Origin of the sequence: Arthrobacter antibioticus (genome assembly GCF_030063205.1) — a bacterium.
Classification (GTDB): domain Bacteria; phylum Actinomycetota; class Actinomycetes; order Actinomycetales; family Micrococcaceae; genus Specibacter.
Genome location: NZ_JASISQ010000004.1, coordinates 289,839 through 305,246 on the forward strand (window position 1 = coordinate 289,839; position 15,408 = coordinate 305,246).

Below are 15,408 nucleotides of genomic sequence, written 5' to 3' on the forward strand. Positions count from 1 at the left end.
CTCACCGCGCGAGGAAACCATACCCCAGGCTTCTCAACTCAGAATGTCCCGGCTTTCGGTGACGTCGTGGTGCATTTGTTCGATGAGCGCTTCGGCCCCTGTGTAAGCCACCATCCCACGAAGTCGTTGAACAAATTCCACGACTACATGCTGACCATATAAGTTGAATGCCTCCACCGGCTCCTGCGGCCGGTTGATCACATACGCCTCAACCTGCCTGCTCACCCCAACAAAAGTAGGGTTCGATCCCACCGAGATGGCTGCTGGCCAACGGTGCCCGTGCGTGTCAGTAAGCCAACCGGCGTAAACCCCGTCGGCCGGGATGATCCCGCATGCATCCGGGGACAGGTTCGCCGTGGGAAAGCCTAGTTCGCGTCCGCGTGCAGCCCCGTGCACCACTTCTCCACTCATAGTGTGCGAACGGCCCAGCACTTGGGCGGCCATGTGGACGTCACCCTTATGCAGCGCCTCGCGCACCCAGGTTGAGGACCAGCGCCTATCGTGGCCTTCATCATTGACAACCACGACGTCGAACCCCAGATCCGTGCCCAGCTCCACCATTGTGCTCAGATCACCCGAGTTGGACTTGCCAAACCTGACATCGTTACCAATGACAACAGCACGAGCTCCCAAGGTGTTAACAAAGACACTGCGAACGAATTCCTCCGGAGTTTGCTGAGCAAATTCAAGCGTGTATGGAAGTACAAGCACACCATCAAGGCCAAGGTTGCTCATGGCTGAGAGTTTATCTACCAGTCCCATAATTTGCTCCGGGGCGGACTCCGGCCGGTGAACAAGTGCCGGATGCGGATCAAAGGTCAGTGCCACTGATAAGGCACCGCGGGCCTTCGCCTCAGCACGCACCTGCGCCAAGACTTCCTGATGCCCCCGGTGCAGCCCATCAAAGTTGCCCAAGGTGACCACGCTGGGGCCAAAGTCTTGGGGAACTTCATCCAATGAGTTCCAAATCTGCACTACTTTTCCTCATCCAATTCGTTGCTCGCGCCGCTGTTGTGCGCCTGGTCGTTTCAGTGTCTGCCCACGATTACCTGTCCAAGATTACCTGCTGACAGGCCCCGGTCCGGTCCAGGGTTCCATGGGCGTGCGTTCATCCCCGGCAGCCAGCGAAAGGATCCAGCGATCAGAGGCAGTGCCCCGATCGTTGTAGTCTCCTCGGATCATGCCTTCAAATTTGAAACCAAGCTTCCACGCCAATTTCCGGCTGCCCCAGTTAGGCACCAGAGCATTCCAATGCACATAGCTGAGGTTTAGCTGGTTGAAAGCAAAATCAAGGAGCAGCCGAATGGCCGCCTCTGCGGCTCCTGTGCCGCGGGCATGGGCACCAAAGTTAATGCCAATGGCTGCTGTCCCAGGGTTTTTACACTGCAGATCTACTGTGCCAAGAAGCGTATCGGTAACGGGATGGGCCACGGCAAAAGTCAGTATGTCCCGATTGGACCAGCCCTGCTGCGTCAGCGTCTTGATGAAGTACTCTGCATGCTCCATTGAGTAATCGAGGGGCACAGTGGTCCACCGCACGGCCTCTGCATTGCGACAATTCTCAACCAGCTGAGGGGCATCGGCCATGGTCAATTCACGCAGCACCACGGTGGCGTTACGCAGCGTTGGGATAACAGGGGTGTTCACCAACAGGGCGGGGGAAGGCGCCAGAGTCCCGCCAGCGGTCTGGCCAGCAACAGTGGCTTGGCTAGCATCAGCGGCCTGGCCAGCATCAGCGAACTGCGCAGCGGTCTGACTGAAAATACTGGCATCACTGACTTGATCGTTGGCTTTACCGTAGCCAGGTATTTGTGCAGCGAGTGAAAAACCACAGCGTTGTGCCAGGGCAATGCTGGGCTGGTTGCCGTCAGTGCACAACCAGTGCAGAATGCCCAAGCCCAAATTGCCAAAGGCGTACCCGCACAGCAGTCCTATGGCGCGTTGGGCACTGCCAGTCCCCCGTCCTGCGGGCAGCATCTTGATTCCCACGCTTGCCGAACCCCCGTCAGTGGTTGCATAGACTTCCTGCAAGCTCAACGTGCCAACTACTTGCTCGCCTTTCGGCATGCGCTCAAGGATCGCGAAGCGTAGATTCGTTCCTGCAGCCCATCCGGCGGCAATGGATCCTGTTATGAATTCGCTGGCCTGGTCCGCGTCCATATCCGCAACGGAACCGGAGAACTTCACGTTCAACGGGTCTTGATGAATCTCGGCAAAGACCTGCGCATCCTCGGTTCTTAACCGGCGCAAAGTGGTGCGGCCATCGCTCAAGACGGGGTACGCAGGAGGCCGCGTCAGTGTACTCACTTCACTTCCCTGTGACGGTAGAGCCAGATCAGCCCAATAATGGGCAGTAGCAGCGGTATGTACCCGTACCCTTTTCCAAACATGCTCCACACGGTTGAGTGCGGGAAAGCGGCCGGATCGAACACGCTCAGCGCACCAATAACAAGTACGCCCAGCAGCTCCACGCAGATGGCGATCGTGGCCGTCAGGGCCCATTTCGCACCCGGTTTCGCCAGGGCTACTGTCGCCACTATGTAGACCACAGCCGCGAAGGCGGATAAGAGGTACGCTACGGGGGCGTCGGCAAAGTGGGTGGCGATCTGGTAGCCAGCACGGGCGGTTGCCGAGATGGCAAACACTGCGTAAACCGTGATCAGCAGACGGCCTGCCCCGGTAGTTCGTCCGCTCGGAACCTCTTGCGTGGCGGTGTCTGAAGTCTTCATAATCCAATTCCTAGTTGCAGTGCGTGCGATGCCTGAACGGCTGCGGCGGGACCATACCAAATCTGCGCCATCCGAGCCGCCATGACTACCACGGTGACACCCACCGCTCCCATCACATAATTTGACCAAAAGGTTCGTTCCATCATGGCCCAGTAGAAACCAGCTACGGGAAGCATGGCGGCCGTGAACATATAGCCCCAAAATTCCCATGCCTCACCAGCCATTGTTTCACCGTTGGCCAGCCTGACAATTGAACCAATGGTGTAAGCCACAATGAAAAGTTCGACGGCGATCAGGCCCAGCAAGGTGATGTCGTTGGGTTTCTTCTTCAGCACGGCTGCAACGAAGCACACCATAGTTGAGGCTAATCCGAGAATGCCACCAATAATGAGCCAGGCATCAACAATCATGTGGCGCTCGTTTCCGGCTTGGCAGTTGTTGGTGTGGGATCAGGCGGGAAGACAAGAACCGGCTTGGCTGATTTTCCTGCATCGGCCAACAATGCCACGAGCGTGCCATCGGGGGCGAATGCCGCTGCTGGCTCGGAAACTGTGTGCAGGCCTTCAGCGCTGGCAGGGATACGGCGGCCGAAGGAGAGCTCATTGGCTTCAGCTGCGCTGAGTTCACGCACGGGCATCAAGGCGCGAGCCGCATCGGCGATATCCACAATTTGAAGGTTATCCGCCAATTCTTCAAGGGTGCGGGCGCCGTCAAGGTTGTAGGGTCCCACTGCGCTGCGGCGCAGGACTGTGAGGTGGCCGCCAACACCGAGACCGGCACCCAGATCGCGGGCTAACGCGCGGATATAAGTTCCTGAGGAACAACGCACTGTGACGTCAATGTCAATGTAAGCAATTGCGCAGTCTATCTGGGGATCCAGCTCGGCTATAGAGGCCTGGCCAGCGGCCTCACTAGTTTCATTCACCAAGGGGCCACGTTCCAGTGTTCCGCGACGAATGGCGTGTACCTCAAAAGCGTGGATAGTTACGGGTCGCGCGGCAAGTACCACGTCCTCCCCGGACCGGACCCGCGCATAGGCACGCTCACCGTTGACTTTGATGGCGCTGACACTGCTGGGGACCTGAGAAATGGGACCCCGCAACGCCGCAATGCCAGCCTCAACGGCATCATCCGTAACACCGGCGGTGTCCGTGGAGCTCGTAAGCGCCCCCTCGGCATCGTCGGTGAGCGTAGTGGCTCCAAGTCGAATAGTCCCCTCATAGGTCTTGGAAGTCCCCACGATGTACGTCAACAGGCGCGTGGCCTTGTTGATGCCCACCACAAGAACTCCTGTCGCCATGGGGTCAAGAGTGCCGGCATGCCCAACTTTTCGGGTCCCTGCCAGCCTTCGCATCCGGGCAACCACATCGTGGCTAGTCCATCCTTGCGGTTTGTCTACAATTACCAGTCCAGAAAGCACGCTTTGAAGTATATCCTCAGCCAGCGGCTCTGATGGTGAGTTGTCCCCATCGCGGCCTGCGCGCCGGAGAGTTACGCTAAGGAAAGGATTAACTACTCGCTACATTTACTACGGAGAACCATGAACAACCAACCACGTATTAGTTATCATCGCTCCATCGCTGCGCTGAGCGCCGGCGCCGTGCTGGCATTGGCCCTCACCGGCTGCTTCCCAGGCGGCGGTTCGGCCAAGCCTGCCGAGAACACTGCAGCGTCGCAGGAACAGTCACCGGCGGCGGACCGTGGCAGCGATGATGCAAGCCCCACCGCCAGAAAAAGCGCAAGCAAGGAGTCGGCTAAGGCACCCTCTGACGATGCTCCGGCAGGCAAAAATGAACTAACAGCTCCGGGCGCCACCTTGAAGTTTGGTGAGGTTGCCTACACCCACGGAAACAGTGGCAAGAAGGATTCAGAAGATTATCGGGAAGCTACCTACGAGACCAAGGTCACCAAAATCGTGGCAGGTAGTGAAGCAGATCTGGCTGATTTCAAGGACGCAGCCAAGTTTGCCGGACAGACCCCCTATTACGTTCACGCGGACGTGGTGCTGACATCACTGTCAAAGCCGGCTGCAGGCCTGAGCGATCCCCGTATCACCGCCCAGCTGAAGGACGGTTCCGACGCCCAGAAACTCATAGTGTTCGGAAAGATGGCCGACTGTGAGACGACGAGCTTTGAAACGCAGGGCGATGGCGACACTTTCAGTTATGTAGTGGGCTCGCACAAGTCAATGTGCGGCGTTTTCTTAGCTCCCACGGGTGATGAGATCACCACGGCAAGCTACGATGATTCAAACTTCAGCTACGAGAACTACAAAGACAACAAATACCGTGACAATCCCATCGTGTGGAGCAAATAGTTCACCTCCCCAGCCGGAGCATAGCTGTTCGTCCTAACTAGTTGTCGAACCAGTTGTCGGCAAAGAGGGGGTGTCAAAGGGATTCTGGCCTTGACACCCTCTGTACGGTTAGTTCCAACTCACACAGGAGGAATAGTGCCCGGAACTTTTCAGGGAGCAGACGTTGCACAACTGCGCGACTTTGCCAAAGAACTTGTTGGTGCTTCGAAGCGGCTGAACAGCATTGGGCTTTCCCTAAACGGCGCCTTGGGTGCCATCGGTTGGCACGGAGCAGACAGCGACCGCTTCCGCAAAGACTGGAGCGGCTCCCACTTGCGCAGTATCAGGAGCGTTGCGGCCGAGCTTGACTTGGTGGCCAAAATTCTGCGCTTGAACGCCGATGAACAGGACAAGGCAAGTGCGGCCACCGGCATGGACTGGGCCAATGTACCTACGGAGGTAAACGCTGACCAGGAATCCAAGAACTTTTTGAACGACAAACTTTCCGGCATGACCCCGGATGAGGTAGATGCGTATCTCCAATCCGAAGAATTTAGGACATGGGTTCGCGAGAGCCAGGTTAACGCAGATGCGGCTAAGTCCATTCTTGACACACTCGCTGACTCCGGTGGCCTTGATAAACTAGGTCCCAATAAGCTGTCTAACGGGTATGGCGCATTCCTACAGCAGTACTGGGCGGAGTCCGCCATGCGGGACGCCGGAATTGACCCCAACCATTGGGACCCGGCTCAGGGTGTCAGCCACAATCGCGAGGATATCTACAAGGTCTACGCCTTCTATGCCGAGCTTTATAAGAATGATCCGCGCATGGAATGGATTGGCATGGCTAATCAAGTGGGGCCTACATTCATTGCAGGATTTGAGGACTTGGCCGTACTTCATACAATGGCGACAGCTGGCCAAGACGCCACCGATTATTTGAGTCGTATGGATCCAGTGAGATACACCGCACTTAAATCGCTGATGAGCTTGGGCGAATCCGATCTAGCTTTCTACGAGACCACTTTCCTGTCTATGCAGAAACAGATTTTTACTGACATAGGGTCGCAGCACTTTGCCTTTCAAAATGGTTCAATAGCAGAAATTGAGCGTATGCGCGCGGCGGGTTTGGTCACCCCGAACATGGAACAGGCATGGCTGAATATTGATTCAGTACCTGCGTATTCGAATCCGCAGGACTATCACAACCTATCGGCCACTGACCAGCAGCTCCTCCACCAAGCGTCCTACAATATCGCCGACCGGGAGCAGAACTTCGTCATTGCAGACGACTACGACACCATCCGAGACCGGCCCTCTGGAACTGTATTTACCGAAGCTATGACAGTACTGGGCAAACCCAGCATCGAGGGTGCAGAATCCTATTACCAGAAGTTCCCTGTGGTTGATCCGTACCTTGATTTTGGCAGGATCCCCCCGCTGGGAGCCGATGTTCACCATGGCAACATTTCCGTGCGTGAGGACCGCTGGAACTTGATCGACCAGGACACTCTGGGAGCCTACGAGGACTGGTTACATTCGCAAGCGGACCCCTATGGTGAAATGATGAAGCCTATGCCCGAACGTGTTGAAGAATACCGCATGGTGGATAAGACCCTACGAAATCTTGTGGGTGCACCATGAAACGAACGTTGATTGCAGTTTCGCTTTCAGTTCTTCTGCTAGCGGGCTGCTCCATGATCCCCTCCCCCAATTCCAGCAAGGAGCCCACCACAGTGGTTAACGGCAATACGCAGTTCACGCCCGAGGGCATCAAGGACATGAAGAAGACCCAAAAGGCCAGCCTTGACGTCAGTGAACGCCCGGTGTCCATGTCTGCGCTCGGCTTCCCTGCTGGTTCCGATGGAACACTCATAGCTACCGACCCGGACAAGAAAATTCAGCTCAGCATCAAAACCCCCAATGGCATCGTGGAAATGACCACTGACACTATCCGTGTCCGACCAGGTGTACCCCCGGAAATCCTCGATCATGTTGACATCTTCTATAACTTCCCTAACGCCAGCGATGCAAACCCTGAAATTGCTCGTGCCGCCCAAGAGCTTGGTTTCCGTTTTCTTGACGACTTCGCACCTATTGGCACGGATTTCAAGGACGGGTCCGGAAAGGAAACGTGGGTGCCCGGATTAGGCAACAGTACAGGGACTGTGTTTTCAGTCGAGGCAATCGCCAACCATACAACAGGCAGCCTGACCTGGATCTACTCAATTCAGTTGGACGATAGGTATTACACGCCGGATGCTGCGGCAAGCATTGCCGCCACCGGTGACTTTCCGCGCTAAGCCGCCAGTGCATCAGTGAATCATCTTCAGATTCTGATTTCTCGTCTGCAGAACGCAAAGCGGGAGGTCACCTTTTCTTCAAAAGGTGACCTCCCGCCGTCGTATCTGGCTTACGCCTCTTCGGCGTCTTCCTCGGCCGACTTGTACGGGTCAGCCTCGCCGGCAAACTCGGCGTTGGCGGAAAGCTGCGCCAACGCGGCGTCGCGCTCCTTGGCCACACGCAGGAGAGCCTCCAAGTTCGAAGCATTCTCCGGGATCACATCGGCAATGAACTCAAGTGTCGGCGTCAACCGAACAGTGATGTTCTTACCAACTTCGGCGCGGAGCACGCCCTTGGCCCGCTCCAAACCGATCTTAGCGTCGGCACTTGCTGTCTCGTCACCCAAGACCGTGTAGTAGATGGTGGCGTGCTGAAGGTCGTTCGTGACACGGGCATCGGTGACTGTGATGCCTTCAACGCGCGGATCCTTCACCCTTGAGCGAAGGCCTTCGGCCACCACAACCTTGATGCGCTGTGCCAGTTTGGACGCGCGGGCTGAATCAGCCATGATGAACTCCTTAATGATGTGAGGACTGCTTATGGTTCTAAAACCATCTTAGGGAAAACAAAACCGGCTGGGCGTCCGTGTGGACGCCCAGCCGGCTATGCAACGTTAGACGCGCGGCTTTTCGCGCATCTCGAACGTCTGGATGATGTCCTCGGCCTGGAGATCGTTGAAGGATCCCAAACCAATTCCACACTCGAAGTCCGTACGGACTTCGGTTGCGTCATCCTTGAAGCGCTTCAGTGAGTCAACCGTGAGGTTGTCACCAATGATCTTGCCGGCACGCAGTACACGAGCCTTCGTGTTACGGCGGATGGTGCCGGAACGAACGATGGAACCAGCAATGTTGCCATGCTTGGAGGAACGGAATACTTCGCGGATCTCCGCAGTACCCAATTCAGCTTCTTCGTATTCCGGCTTGAGCATGCCCTTGAGAGCTAGTTCAATGTCATCGATGGCACCATAGATGACGGAGTAGAAGCGCATGTCAACGCCCTCACGGTCCGCAAGTTCTGCAACACGCTCAGCAGGCTTGACGTTGAAGCCGATGATGATCGCGTTATCTACTGTTGCCAAGTTGACGTCGTTCTGCGTGATGGCACCCACACCGCGGTGGATGACGCGCAGCGCCACGCCTTCGCCAACATCGATCTTGAGCAACGAATCTTCCAAGGCCTCAACGGCACCGGAAACGTCACCCTTGAGGATGAGGTTAAGGGTGTCAACCTTGCCGTCAGCAACGGCCTGGTCGAAGTCTTCCAGGCTGATGCGCTTGCGGCGCTTAGCCAGCGCAGCGTTGCGGTCAGCGGCTTCACGCTTTTCAGCGATCTGTCGAGCCGTACGCTCGTCCCCTGTCACAAAGAACGTGTCACCTGCACGAGGAACGTTTGAAAGTCCCAATACCTGAACTGGACGCGAAGGACCAGCTTCAGAGATAACGTCACCGTTCTCATCAAACATGGCACGCACACGGCCGTGAGCAGTACCGGCAACAATGATGTCACCTACGTGCAAGGTACCTGACTGCACAAGCACAGTTGCCACGGAACCGCGGCCCTTGTCCAAGTTCGCTTCAATAGCGATGCCTCGGGCGTCCTTGTTCGGGTTGGCACGCATGTCCAGAGCAGCATCAGCTGTCAACAGCACAGCTTCAAGCAGTTCCTCGATGTTCACGCCGTTACGGGCTGAGACATCAACGAACATGGTGTCTCCACCGTACTCTTCAGGAACCAAACCATATTCGGTCAGCTGGCCACGGATCTTCTCCGGGTTCGCTGCATCTTTATCGATCTTGTTCACTGCAACAACGATCGGCACGTTAGCGGCCTGGGCGTGGTTGAGCGCTTCAATGGTCTGCGGCATGACACCATCATCAGCGGCAACAACCAAAACGGCGATGTCGGTGACCTTGGCACCACGGGCACGCATGGCGGTGAACGCCTCGTGACCGGGAGTGTCAATGAAGGTGATCTTGCGATCGGTACCTTCATGCTCGTGGACAATCTGGTATGCACCAATGTGCTGGGTAATACCACCGTGCTCGTCAGCTACAACATCTGACTTGCGGATCGCATCCAACAGGCGAGTCTTACCATGATCAACGTGACCCATGACAGTAACAACTGGGGGACGCATTTCAAGGTCTTCGTCGCCTTCAGCTTCAAGCTCGGCTTCAAAGTCGATGTCGAAGCTGCTCAGCAGTTCGCGCTCTTCATCCTCTGGGGACACAACCTGGACCTTGTAGCCCAGCTCAGTACCCAACAATGCGAAGGTGTCTTCATCCAGTGACTGTGTTGCAGTAGCCATTTCACCGAGGTGGAACAGTACAGTCACCAGTGCTGCGGGGTTTGCCTCGATCTTGTCGGCGAAATCGGAAATGGAAGCGCCGCGGCGCAACCGGATAATCGACTTGCCGTCACCGCGAGGAACGCTCACGCCACCCAGTGAAGGAGCGCTCATCTGCTCCAGCTCTTGGCGCTTGGCACGCTTGGACTTGCGCTGCTTGCCACGGCCTGCGCCGCCCTTACCGAAAGCACCCTGGGTTCCACCGCGACCGCGGCCACCCTTGCCAAAGCCACCGCCGGCGGGAGCTCCACCTGGTGCGCCACCCGGAGTTGCACCGGGGGCTCCTGGACGCCCGCGACCCGGAGCACCGGGACGGTCATTGCCGCGACCGGGCGCAGCAGGGCGCTCGGTACGGTTAGGCATCATGCCGGGCGTGGGACGCGCAGCACCTCCGGGCCGGGGAGCGCCAGGACGGGGACCACCAGCACCAGGACCACCGGCACCGGGTGCGCCGGCCGGGCGAGGTGCGCCCGGACGGGCAGCGCCTGAGCTGGGACGCGGTCCGCCTGGACGGGGTCCACCTGTTCCAGCTTCAGCACTGCGGGGTGCTCCCGCACGGGGCATACCCTGCGAAGGAGCGAAAGGATTATTTCCGGGGCGAGGCGCCCCTCCACCGGCTGGGCGCGGAGCCCGGCTGTCACTGCGGTTTTCGCTGCGGCCTTCGCCACGGCTGTCACTGCGGTTCTCGGTGCGGTTTTCGCTACGACTGTCGGGGCGGTTCTCGCCACGGTCCGGACGACTGCCTGAACGAGGCATGCCCTGCGACGTAGCAAAAGGGTTGTTCCCGGGGCGTGGCGCACCGGGGGTCCCAGCCTTGGCAGCGGGTGTTGCCGCAGCAGGGGCAGGAGCAGCTGGCGTTGCCGGAGCCGGTGAAGGCGCCGCTGGCGCTGGTGCGGACGGTGTTGCCGGGGCTGGTACGGAGGTTGTTTCGGCAGCTGCCGTGGTGCTCTTCGCACCAGGTTTAGCTCCTGCAGGCTTGGCTCCTGCAGGCTTGGGGCCGGGAACAGCAGCGCCGGGGACAGCCGGCGAGGCTGCCTTTGGGGTTGCGGCAGCTGGGGTTGCAGCAGCCTTGGGCGTGCTCGCCTTGGGTGCTGATACCGCGTCTGCGGCAGGCGTAGCTGCGGCGGGTGCGGGATCGGCAGCCTTTGCTGCTTGAGGGAACGCGTCGCGAAGCTTCTTCACGACGGGCGCCTCAATGGTTGAGGATGCTGAACGAACGAATTCGCCCAACTCTTGCAGTTTGCTAACTGCTTCTTTTGAGGTGATACCGAGCTCTTTTGCAAGCTCGTGGACGCGGGCCTTGGCCACATTTCTCCTGTCTCGGCCCGCACCGGACAGGTACGAACCGCTTAATTCTTACTGCGCCATTCCATGTCGGAATGGGCGGCGTGAGAGCACATGAAATTGCTCATTTTTGGGCACTCATCGCTGGGTACTCATCGGGTTTCCATCGGTTTTCTGACCCGCTTTCACAAAGGGACAATTAGGTTCGTATTACTTGACTTGCCAAAAGTGGCAAATCGTTTTGTGCAAACGCTGCAACGTCGCTGACATTGGCAACTCCCGGAAGGGCTCTGCCAAAGGCGCGTCGTTTGATCGCCAGCTTCCAGCATTCCTCGCAGGGGTGCAGCCATGCTCCCCTGCCAGGCATACGTCGTCGTGGGTCAACCAACGCTTCTGTTTCACCAGAATCATTCATTGACCGGACAATGCGTACAAGCTGATGCCGTACCCCAGCTTTCCTGCATCCAATACATGTCCGCACATTTTTGTAAGCAACAACAGTCTCATCGCGCGCTTTTACCGCTTGCGCTTCAACTGCTTTCTTTGCCAATTCTACTGTGCCTTCACGTATATTTTCGATGTCAGGGCAGTTTCGGGCCCGGCTTCTCCTATTCTACCGCGTTGCTACACCTGTGACCTAAACAGCCGCGGTATCGGAAACGATGTCAATGCGCCATCCAGTGAGCTTGGCAGCCAACCGGGCATTCTGACCTTCCTTGCCAATGGCCAAGGAGAGCTGATAATCAGGAACTACAACGCGGGCGGAGCGAATAGCCTCGTCCACGATGGTGACCGATATCACCTTGGAAGGCGAGAGTGAGTTGGCGATAAAGATGGCCGGATCTTCATTGAAATCAACAATGTCAATTTTCTCGTCGTGAAGTTCGGTCATTACCGCGCGAACGCGTGAACCCATTTCACCAATGCAGGAGCCCTTGGCGTTGACGCCGGCCTTGTTGGCCTGAACGGCAATTTTGGTGCGGTGGCCGGCTTCGCGTGCCAAGGCCACGATCTCAACCGTGCCGTCAGCAATTTCAGGAACTTCCATTTCAAAGAGCTTGCGCACAAGTCCTGGATGAGAGCGCGAAAGGGTAATCGAGGGGCCCTTCAAGCCGCGGTGAACGTCTACAACAAAGGTGCGAATCCGGCTACCATGACGGTACTCCTCGCCAGGGACCTGCTCATTGGGAGGTAGAACACCCTCTACGGCACCTAAGTTAACCTGGATCATATTGGGGTTGTTGCCCTGCTGGATCTGGCCTGAGACAAGCTCGCCCTCTTTGCCGCGGAACTCGCCCAGGACGTTGTCGTCCTCAACATCGCGAAGACGCTGCAAAATTACCTGACGTGCTGTGCTTGCCGCAATACGACCAAACCCTTTGGGCGTGTCATCGAACTCGCCAATGGGGAGGTCGTCATCGTCGAGCTCTGCGGCCCAAATAGTGACACGTCCGCTCTTGCGATCAAGTTCTGCACGCGCCACCTCATGGCAGCCCGGGGACTTGTGGTACGCCATGAGTAGTGCCTGCTCAATGGTGGGGATCAACAAGTCCAGGGGAATTTCCCGCTGACGCTCCAACTCCCTCAGTGCGCTCATATCTATATCCATGGTCAGCTTCCCTCTCCATCAACCGCGTTGCCGCTGGTCGGCTCAAATTCCAAATCAAGCTCAGCCTCATCCAGGCGAGCAAATTCAAGTTCTACAACTCCACGGCGGATAGCCGTGAACAAAATTTTTTCCGGCTCGCCTTGTTTAGGCTTCATTCCTTTTTTCACGGGCAGTTCAGGTTTGAACAGCACCCCGCTGTCATCCACGGACAGAATTCTGCCCATGAAGTTTTCTCGATCGCTTGCATTAACCTTGGCCATACGCCCTACGGCCCTGCGCCAGTGCCGGGGTTCAGTCATGGGCCGGGTTGCCCCGGGCGAGGAAATCTCCAGGTCGTACGCTCTGCCGTCATCATGGGGGTCTGTATCCATCACTTCGGAAAGCTGACGCGAAATGGCAGAAATAGCATCGAGGCCTACCCCACCGGACTCGTCCTCGGGTAAGTCAACAACAACTGAGACAGTACGGTGGCTTCCTGCGAAGTGAACCTTCACTTCTTCTAAGAACAGGCTGGCGGCTGCCACCGTGGGGGCAAGGAGTATATGAAGCCTTTGTGCCTCAGCGCCGGAATCCAAAGCTGAGGGAACGTTCCCTGAGCGTGCGGCCATTTTCGGCCTGTCTGGCTTGGTCATTCGACGCACGCCTCCCTATTGATGATGTTGTAGTTATACAGACTACCGAGTTTCCAGCCCCGCTGCTGAACCGATCGAGTGTGAGTATGAACGCATGTTGGTTTGGATTTGGATCAGGCAGTGCGCAGAAACGGCTCACGTGCACGGCATTATGGGTAGACATGAGATGATCAACAGTTGTGACCAATCCAGATTCCCACGTGGGACCAGAAGCGCCTATGATTTCCGCGCCGCCGCCGACGGCTGGCACGCAAGCGGGCAGCAGCAAGCGCAAGACCCCTCGCCGAGCGAGCGCTCCAGCGGGTGCTCCAGCATCAAGCGCCGCAGAGCACGCGCTTCTGATAGTGAATGCAGATGGCCAGGTCACCTCAACCACTCCCCCTGTTGAGGTTGGAGATAATGACACCTCAACCGCACCGGAAGTAAACGTTGAGGTTGGAGATAATGACACCTCAACCGCACCGGAATTTGCCTCCGAGGCCCTGTCTGCCACGACAGAAATTGCCAAACCGGCTCTGCCGACTGATCCGAACGAAGCAGGCAACTGGCCCGCACCAGATTCTGATACTCATACTGCGGCTGATACTGATACTGATACTGATACTGATACTGATACTGATACCACGGATGTTATCGCTGACGCCGAACACACGCCCGAGCACACAACCGCCGCGGAGCCTGATGCAGACGCCACCAAGGATGCCCATCCTGAGGCGATTGATGCGCCTGAAGCGATTAACGCGCCCGAGGAGGTTGAAGCAACAGAGGAGGTTGAGGCAACAGAAGCCACAGTCAGTGCGGCAACAGCTGACACACTCCCTTTGTCCCGGCGTGAAAGACGGCTGGCCGAGCAAAAGCTCGAATCCGGGCTCACACCCAGTAAACGCTCCGCTTACTTAGAAGAGTCGCCAGACTCAGTTGCTGGCAAGGAGCCAACTCTGGGGATCGGCTCCGAACCAGAAGAAGGTCTGGCCAAAAAGATCAAGCCAGTCAAGAAACGCAATAGCTTCGTTGCTTTCCTGCGCGGGCTGTTCTTCCTCCTGGTCATTTCTGCGTTGGTGCTTGGTATTGGAACTGTGCTTTCAAGTAGCGAGGATGCCGCTGTTGGCCCATCACAAACTGAAGAAAACCGGCAAATGGCATGGGATAAAACCTCTGCGCTGCTAGCCCAGACGACAGCCCTAAGTCAGACAACCCCTGACTCGAAGGTCCAGGAAACGCTCAACCAGGCTGCCAAGGAGCTCAAAACTCAAGCTGCAGCGCTGGGCGACGGCCGGCCCTCGGATAATGCTGTTCCCGCATCTCCAGTGACCACCGCGGCCACGTTGTCTATCGCCGAGCTCGCACTCTCATTCAGCACTAATGGGGATCAATTGTTGAGCAATTCGTTGACCGCCGATCAAGCCATGGGAAGGGTCTTTGCCGCAGTGGGAACAAGCCAACTTCTTCAAGGTCAAAGACTCAGCGCTATCGATGGGAGCCTCCCTCCTGCGTCGGCCTTCCTACCAGCACGGATCGATTTCCCTGGCCCGCAGGGTCCAGAATGCAAAACAACTTTAGAGCCGCGCGCGGGAGTAACCCTTGATTCGGCACTTGGCGCTGCCGCACTCGGCGAGCAAAAGGCCATCTATGCGTATCAAGTGGCCACCACACGCTTTGCTGAACCACAGTTCAGTCAATCCATGGATCTGTTGTCACGGCATCAGGCAAAGCTGGAGGTGCTTAATGCAGAACTTCACGTGAGGTGTTTGCCTGTAGTAACCCCTGCTGCGGGATTTAATCTTGCCCCGACATTCACAACGACACCCAAGAAGGCGCTGGCTCAGCTGGAAACAGAGCTGAGCGGTGCTTACGCGGACCTTACCGCCCTGAGCACCGCCCTCAGTGCGGATTCAGTGGCCGCTGCAGATCCATCGTCAACAACCACCGCCACGAAGCCACCGTCGAATACGACGACTCTGCGTGAGATTGCTGTGACGTGGCTGCTGGACTCTGCGCAGACACACGTGTTCTGGGGTGGATCTACCGGAGCCCTGGCTGGAATCCAGCAGGAACAAACGACGCCAACTTCAGCTGTCCCATAGCATCTTTAATCGCCCAACCGAATTCAGCGCTGACCTTCAGTTCATGACTTCCGCAAAAAAGACACTGCGAGCACTTATGGC

14 protein-coding genes are annotated in these 15,408 nt (G+C 57.2%); 4 read left to right on the plus strand and 10 right to left on the minus strand.

All coding sequences use genetic code 11. From position 1 onward, the window contains the following. Positions 1–33 precede the first annotated feature (33 nt). The 5 genes from QMG40_RS11160 to truB form a co-directional block, all read right to left on the minus strand. Positions 34–975 (minus strand): bifunctional riboflavin kinase/FAD synthetase, encoded by a 942-nt coding sequence (locus QMG40_RS11160; protein ID WP_283531122.1) that lies wholly within the window; start codon positions 973–975, stop codon positions 34–36. A gap of 84 nt (positions 976–1,059) precedes the next feature. After that, positions 1,060–2,307: a GNAT family N-acetyltransferase gene (locus tag QMG40_RS11165; protein WP_283531123.1), complete on the minus strand. Its 1,248-nt coding sequence runs from the start codon at positions 2,305–2,307 to the stop codon at positions 1,060–1,062. Continuing rightward, positions 2,304–2,729 carry a hypothetical protein gene (locus QMG40_RS11170; RefSeq protein WP_283531124.1) on the minus strand — a complete coding sequence of 142 codons (426 nt, stop codon included), beginning with the start codon at positions 2,727–2,729 and terminating at the stop codon, positions 2,304–2,306. Before QMG40_RS11170 ends, QMG40_RS11165 begins: the two co-directional genes overlap by 4 nt. Beyond that, a complete protein-coding gene (locus QMG40_RS11175) occupies positions 2,726–3,139 on the minus strand; it encodes a hypothetical protein (RefSeq protein ID WP_283531125.1) in 414 nt (137 codons plus the stop codon). The genes QMG40_RS11170 and QMG40_RS11175 overlap by 4 nt, the downstream gene beginning before the upstream one ends. Further along, a complete protein-coding gene (truB, locus tag QMG40_RS11180; protein WP_283531126.1) occupies positions 3,136–4,149 on the minus strand; it encodes a tRNA pseudouridine(55) synthase TruB in 1,014 nt (337 codons plus the stop codon). The genes QMG40_RS11175 and truB overlap by 4 nt, the downstream gene beginning before the upstream one ends. Before the next feature lie 120 nt (positions 4,150–4,269). Between truB and QMG40_RS11185 the strand changes: the two genes are divergently transcribed. From QMG40_RS11185 to QMG40_RS11195, 3 genes are all read left to right on the plus strand, one after another. Then, entirely contained in the window at positions 4,270–5,046 is a 777-nt protein-coding gene (locus tag QMG40_RS11185; RefSeq protein ID WP_283531127.1) for a hypothetical protein, read from the plus strand. Between the two features lie 135 nt (positions 5,047–5,181). Next, entirely contained in the window at positions 5,182–6,669 is a 1,488-nt protein-coding gene (locus QMG40_RS11190) for a WXG100 family type VII secretion target (RefSeq protein ID WP_283531128.1), read from the plus strand. Then, positions 6,666–7,328, plus strand: coding sequence for a hypothetical protein (locus QMG40_RS11195; RefSeq protein WP_283531129.1), 663 nt, complete (start codon positions 6,666–6,668; stop codon positions 7,326–7,328). Before QMG40_RS11190 ends, QMG40_RS11195 begins: the two co-directional genes overlap by 4 nt. Before the next feature lie 110 nt (positions 7,329–7,438). Here the strand turns inward: QMG40_RS11195 and rbfA are convergent, their stop codons facing one another. From rbfA to QMG40_RS11220, 5 genes are all read right to left on the minus strand, one after another. Continuing rightward, positions 7,439–7,876: a 30S ribosome-binding factor RbfA gene (gene rbfA / locus QMG40_RS11200; protein WP_343319962.1), complete on the minus strand. Its 438-nt coding sequence runs from the start codon at positions 7,874–7,876 to the stop codon at positions 7,439–7,441. Positions 7,877–7,981: 105 nt separating this feature from the next. Then, positions 7,982–11,026, minus strand: coding sequence for a translation initiation factor IF-2 (infB, locus tag QMG40_RS11205; RefSeq protein ID WP_283531130.1), 3,045 nt, complete (start codon positions 11,024–11,026; stop codon positions 7,982–7,984). A 175-nt stretch (positions 11,027–11,201) separates the two neighbouring features. Next, entirely contained in the window at positions 11,202–11,483 is a 282-nt protein-coding gene (locus QMG40_RS11210; RefSeq protein WP_283531204.1) for a YlxR family protein, read from the minus strand. 156 nt (positions 11,484–11,639) lie between these two features. Next, positions 11,640–12,611: a transcription termination factor NusA gene (gene nusA / locus QMG40_RS11215; RefSeq protein ID WP_283531131.1), complete on the minus strand. Its 972-nt coding sequence runs from the start codon at positions 12,609–12,611 to the stop codon at positions 11,640–11,642. A gap of 2 nt (positions 12,612–12,613) precedes the next feature. Then, positions 12,614–13,243, minus strand: a complete 630-nt coding sequence (locus QMG40_RS11220) for a ribosome maturation factor RimP (protein ID WP_459252993.1) — start codon at positions 13,241–13,243, stop codon at positions 12,614–12,616. A gap of 218 nt (positions 13,244–13,461) precedes the next feature. Here QMG40_RS11220 and QMG40_RS11225 point away from each other — a divergent pair, with 218 nt between their 5' ends. Beyond that, entirely contained in the window at positions 13,462–15,327 is a 1,866-nt protein-coding gene (locus QMG40_RS11225) for a DUF4439 domain-containing protein (protein WP_283531132.1), read from the plus strand. The last annotated feature ends 81 nt before the right edge of the window (positions 15,328–15,408 follow it).

Bases quoted from the DNA above. Each gene is read 5' to 3' on its own strand.
- nusA (WP_283531131.1), bottom strand. From the start codon at position 12,611: ATGGATATAGATATGAGCGCACTGAGGGAGTTGGAGCGTCAGCGGGAA.
- QMG40_RS11195 (WP_283531129.1), top strand. From the start codon at position 6,666: ATGAAACGAACGTTGATTGCAGTTTCGCTTTCAGTTCTTCTGCTAGCG.
- QMG40_RS11170 (WP_283531124.1), bottom strand. From the start codon at position 2,729: ATGAAGACTTCAGACACCGCCACGCAAGAGGTTCCGAGCGGACGAACT.
- QMG40_RS11225 (WP_283531132.1), top strand. From the start codon at position 13,462: ATGATTTCCGCGCCGCCGCCGACGGCTGGCACGCAAGCGGGCAGCAGC.
- rbfA (WP_343319962.1), bottom strand. From the start codon at position 7,876: ATGGCTGATTCAGCCCGCGCGTCCAAACTGGCACAGCGCATCAAGGTT.
- QMG40_RS11220 (WP_459252993.1), bottom strand. From the start codon at position 13,243: ATGACCAAGCCAGACAGGCCGAAAATGGCCGCACGCTCAGGGAACGTT.
- QMG40_RS11175 (WP_283531125.1), bottom strand. From the start codon at position 3,139: ATGATTGTTGATGCCTGGCTCATTATTGGTGGCATTCTCGGATTAGCC.
- QMG40_RS11185 (WP_283531127.1), top strand. From the start codon at position 4,270: ATGAACAACCAACCACGTATTAGTTATCATCGCTCCATCGCTGCGCTG.